This is a genomic window from Pedobacter sp. 01N416 (assembly GCF_056399685.1).
Window position 1 is genome coordinate 1 of sequence record NZ_JBFTRT010000619.1, and the last position, 4522, is coordinate 4522.

4 protein-coding genes are annotated in these 4522 nt (G+C 39.6%); all 4 read right to left on the reverse strand.

Going from position 1 to position 4522, the window contains the following annotated elements; translation table 11 throughout:
• Window positions 1–1690: glycosyl hydrolase (locus AC1DND_RS24730; RefSeq protein WP_477585211.1), on the reverse strand; the 1690-nt coding region annotated here is incomplete at its 3' end.
• 4 nt (window positions 1691–1694) lie between these two features.
• On the reverse strand, window positions 1695–2003 hold the full coding sequence (rhaM, locus tag AC1DND_RS24735) for an L-rhamnose mutarotase (RefSeq protein ID WP_477585212.1): 309 nt from the start codon (window positions 2001–2003) through the stop codon (window positions 1695–1697).
• Window positions 2004–2211: 208 nt separating this feature from the next.
• The gene (locus AC1DND_RS24740) at window positions 2212–4281 is read right to left on the reverse strand and encodes a glycoside hydrolase family 31 protein (RefSeq protein ID WP_477585213.1); all 2070 of its coding nucleotides are present in this window, start codon (window positions 4279–4281) and stop codon (window positions 2212–2214) included.
• 2 nt (window positions 4282–4283) lie between these two features.
• On the reverse strand, window positions 4284–4522 hold a 239-nt coding region (locus tag AC1DND_RS24745), incomplete at its 5' end, for a hypothetical protein (RefSeq protein ID WP_477585214.1).

Here is a 4522-nt window from a genome sequence, read left to right on the forward strand (position 1 = left end):
CGTTGGTACTGATCAATGCTTTGTTAACCGTTGATTGCTTTAACAGTCGATCAGATGCAAAATCAAAAGAATAACCCGATTTAGAAAGTTCTTTTGATAGTTTATAAAAAGCCGTTGGGTGTAACCATTCATCAACATCATGTACTTTTAAGGCCATATCTAAACCTTTAGCCTTGTTCCATACATCATAAATTGGCCAATAGATCAAAAGTTCGTTGTCAGGAGTTCCCGATTGAAGAATGGACTGACAACGGGCTATATAATTGTTTAATCCTTGTGCCTGTGGCCATAAACTGTTGTTCGGATTCATTTCTACCGAGGCATAAAACAGCCATCCCGGCCAGGAAACATTTGCCGGCGAATTGGTGGTTCCATGATAAAAAATATGATTGATTCCTGCCAGGAACAATTGTTCTGCTTCTGGTTTACATTGCGAAAATGAAGTTTTAAAATGCTCGGTTAGCCAGGTAAACGTTTCAGAAGATGCCAGTTTTTTACCGCCTGTATGTGCCGCAGATGATGCAAATTTGCTCATTATCGGATCAGGATCTACGTTGCGGATATCCCCAGCATCACGCCTAAGACCTGGAATCGGGAAGTAACTTGAACCAAAGGTTTCCGTTTCAGGAATATCAACCGCTCCATAAAGATCGAGCAGATTGCCCGGCGAACCATGCGACTGGTTTTTGGTTGCCGATTTAAGCTGATGCGCCCAATTGGTCCAGTTTTGCGTAAAATTATGGAGCAAAAGTTCATCCATAGTTTCGCGATAATCAGATTTTAAACGGGCAATATTTGCATTTGTAGAATCTTTACTGGTTAATTCTTTAATATGAGAGGACAGATCGTAGCCCCTGTTTTTCTTAAATTCCTGAAAGAAAGTTGGTGTCCATGTTGCACCATAAACTTCATAACTATCGTTAAAAAACGACCGAATACCTTGTGGTTTATCTCCAAAAGCATCCGAAAATCTTTTCAGGTAAACATCAACTGCATTTTTATCGAGGTGATCTAAAGTAAAACCTTCACCTCCAGGTGCTGCACGTTTAACCATTTGGCTGGTTTTACCTGCAAAAGCAGCATAAATATCCCAACTCCCACTACCAGGCGACCAATTTAAAGTTCCATCTGCCTGAACTTTAGAAAGCAGGTTGAGCACCTCACCATTATTACCGTAAGCCGTCAAAGCCTGTAACTGCGCGAAATCCTGTTTCGCTTCTTTAACTTTAATGGTTTCTGTTAACTTCTCTCCCCCCTTGAGTTTATATTGTTGGGTAATCAGTTTGGTAGCAGCGTTTTCGGGCTTAATCTGCGGACCGCCAAATGGCCAGCCCGTACCGGTGTTCATATCAACACCCAAGCCTAAAGTATTGGCTTTATTAACCGTATGGTGCAATATATTCACCCACTCTGGCGATAAAAACTGTAAATATTGCTTTTCAAAACCCTTGGCGCCATAAATTGGTGTAATTTCTACACCGCCAAGACCAGCATCTGCGTATTTCTTTAAAACCAGGTTCAAATTCTGTTCGTCTACAGCATTTCCCATCCACCACCAACGTGTCCAGGGTTTCATCTGCTTTTCAATAACAGGCCAACTGCTGGTATTTTTTACAGGCTTTTGTGCTTTAGCCAAACTAAAAATTAATGCACTAAGTAGCAGAACAGAAAAGAATCGTTGTAATTGCATAAATTTAATCTAAATGGAATACCATTTCTAAAGGGAATGTTTTTGGAGAATTATCGGCATTGGTTTCCATAATATCGGCCATGTATGCCCACCATTTTTGCACAATCTGGGTACTGCCTAAATCTTGCGAGGAATTTCCGTTTTGTTGTTGCACCGCAAAAAGTGTATTGGTTTCTTCATCTAAAAAGATAGAATAATCGCTGATCCCATTTTCCTTTAATAAAGTAGATAACTCTGGCCAGATCTCATCATGGCGCTTTTTATATTCTGTTTCAAAACCTGGTTTAAGTTTCATTTTGAATGCAATTTTCATGTTTTCAATTTTATTTTTTTAAGGATTTCAACTATTAGTACTGTCATTCTGAACGCAGTGAAGAATCCCGAACCGATAAGCACTTAAACTGAGTTCTTCATTTACATTCTGGTTCAGTTTTTTAGCTAAACCTGTGTTCTATTTCTTAGATTCTTCACTGCGTTCAGAATGACAAATCTCCGTGGTTCGTGTCTCCACGAACCATCCATTAATTCACTACAAAGCTCAAATCAGCACTATTATCTCCAGTTGATTTGATCCAAAGTATCTTATTTTTTATATCATAAAACCAGCCTTCAGTTTTATCCAATTGATCTGGTGTTTTTAAAACTTTTAATTTAGTACCATTTTCTGAAACAACACTGGGATCTGCCTTTACTATCCAATGTATTTTAGCCAGATATTTATGTTTAGTTGGCTTAAAACTACCTGTTGGTTTAGCCACTTTCAGCGTTAAATCCGATGCTGTTAATGAGGAAGTAATCTTGGTTAATGCAAAGTTCCCTGTTTTGTATGCAGCGCTTAAATTGTCGTCTTCGTACATATCATATTTAGATGCTCCATAAGGAAAAACATCCAGGGTAATCACATCAACTGGTTTTTCGCCACTGTAGGCCATTTCTGGCTGCATCGGAATAATGCTTCCCGCCTTTACAAACAAAGGAATGGTATCTAAAGGTGCTACCACATGGTGATAACTTTTGCCTTCGTATTTTTCGTTTGTCCAGTAGTTAAACCAGGTACCTTCCGGTAAATAAACCGAACGGGTAATGGCGCCTTTGGTGGTTACCGGGGCAACCATTAAATTGTCGCCAAACATATACTGTGCAAAAATATATGGATAACGTTGAATGCCCGAATAACCTTCCCGGGTTTGATTTAATCCCCTAAAACCATTAAACTTTTCGAACTCCAAAAACGGTGCTTTGGCATAGGCTATTGGAAAAAGATTGTGCAAACGTTCTGCATCTTTTCCTGTCGGACCAACTTTTTCACTCTCATTTGCCAATGATCCAAACGCACTTCCTTCATCAGTTTTCAGAAATTTTGCCCCCAATTTTGCTACCCGCATCACGCCATTATCCCACCACCATTGCGTAGCCTTCTCATCGAAAAAGTTTACAAATTCGCCGGGTTTACCATTTTCGGGATAAGTATAACCCTGCGCTCTGGCCTGATCTAACAGGTTTAACTTTTTGGCATTATCAAACCGTGGACGCAGGTGCAATCCAACCATTTTATAGTTCAGGGCATAAAGGCTATCGAACATTGATTTTGGATCTTTAAAGGTTTCTCTCCATTCGAAAGAAGTTGCACCTTTACCTCCATTTTCACCAAATAAACGCCAGGTAGAATCTAACCAAAGCAGATCAACCGGAATACCTAACGACCGGTATTTTTTTGCCAGCTCAACCACATAATGATCTGAAGTTTGTGCCTCATGGCCCCATGTACCACCACTGTACGTACCTGCATGTAAGCCTAAAGCAAACTGTGGCAACATCGGCGATTTGCCTGTAATACTGGTATAATGATCTAAAATAGCTGGAAAAGTTGGCCCGTACATGAAATAATAATCCAATTCTCCATCAGCGGCTTTAAAACTGTACTGATCTTTTTTAGAAGCGCCCATATCCCATTCGGTAGCAAAAGAATTATGCAGAAAAATACCATAACCTTTTGTACTCATAAAAAACGGAACCGGACAATAATTGGCTTCCAGTATATTATAAGCACCAATGGCATGCGGCAAACCTTTTCCACGCCCAACATTTAACATTACTTTTTTAAAGCGGCGATCCATAAAATCCATGCGCTCGCCAAAACCAAAGAAATGCTCGTCGGCCTGCAGCTTTTTAGTTACCCCAACCTGCGTATTTTCTTTATTTACTGATCCATTGACTTCGCTGCTCAGCAATTTACCTTTGACGTCAAAAACATCAATCCTGAAAGGCGCTTTGTATAATTTAATCACCAATTTTGAGGTGGCAAGCAAGAAATGATCTTTTTTATCTGAAACTTTAACCACTACATTAGCCCAGTTGTAATTAATCACCATCAGGTTTTCGTTGGCTTCGAACTTACCGTTCCAACTGGTTCTGATCCTGAAGATTTCTGGTGTACAGAACTCCAATTTCACTTCTCCCTTTGTGGTTAAAAATGAAATGGTATTGCCCGTTTTCTTAAAACCAGATTTATAATCGCCAATGTTTTGTGCCCTGGCGATGGCAAGTATAAAAACTAAGGATAGGACAAAAGCTAAAAGTTTCTTCATCATATTTATTGTATTTCCAACTGGTTAACTACTAAGCCCGGATCGAGCATATAAATTTTCACAGTCGATTTACCTGTTTTATTAATCTCGTGTTTGGTTATGCCCGAAGCGTAACCCTGTAATACATTCTGTTTCCAGATATTATTTTCTGAAGCCGGAGAAATGTTAATTACCTGCGGTTTGTCGTTATTTACCGAAATGGCATAACGCACTTTAATGCCGTTATTAACGCCCTGGGTAGGCA

Bases quoted from the DNA above. Each gene is read 5' to 3' on its own strand.
- rhaM (WP_477585212.1), bottom strand. From the start codon at position 2,003: ATGAAAATTGCATTCAAAATGAAACTTAAACCAGGTTTTGAAACAGAA.
- AC1DND_RS24740 (WP_477585213.1), bottom strand. From the start codon at position 4,281: ATGATGAAGAAACTTTTAGCTTTTGTCCTATCCTTAGTTTTTATACTT.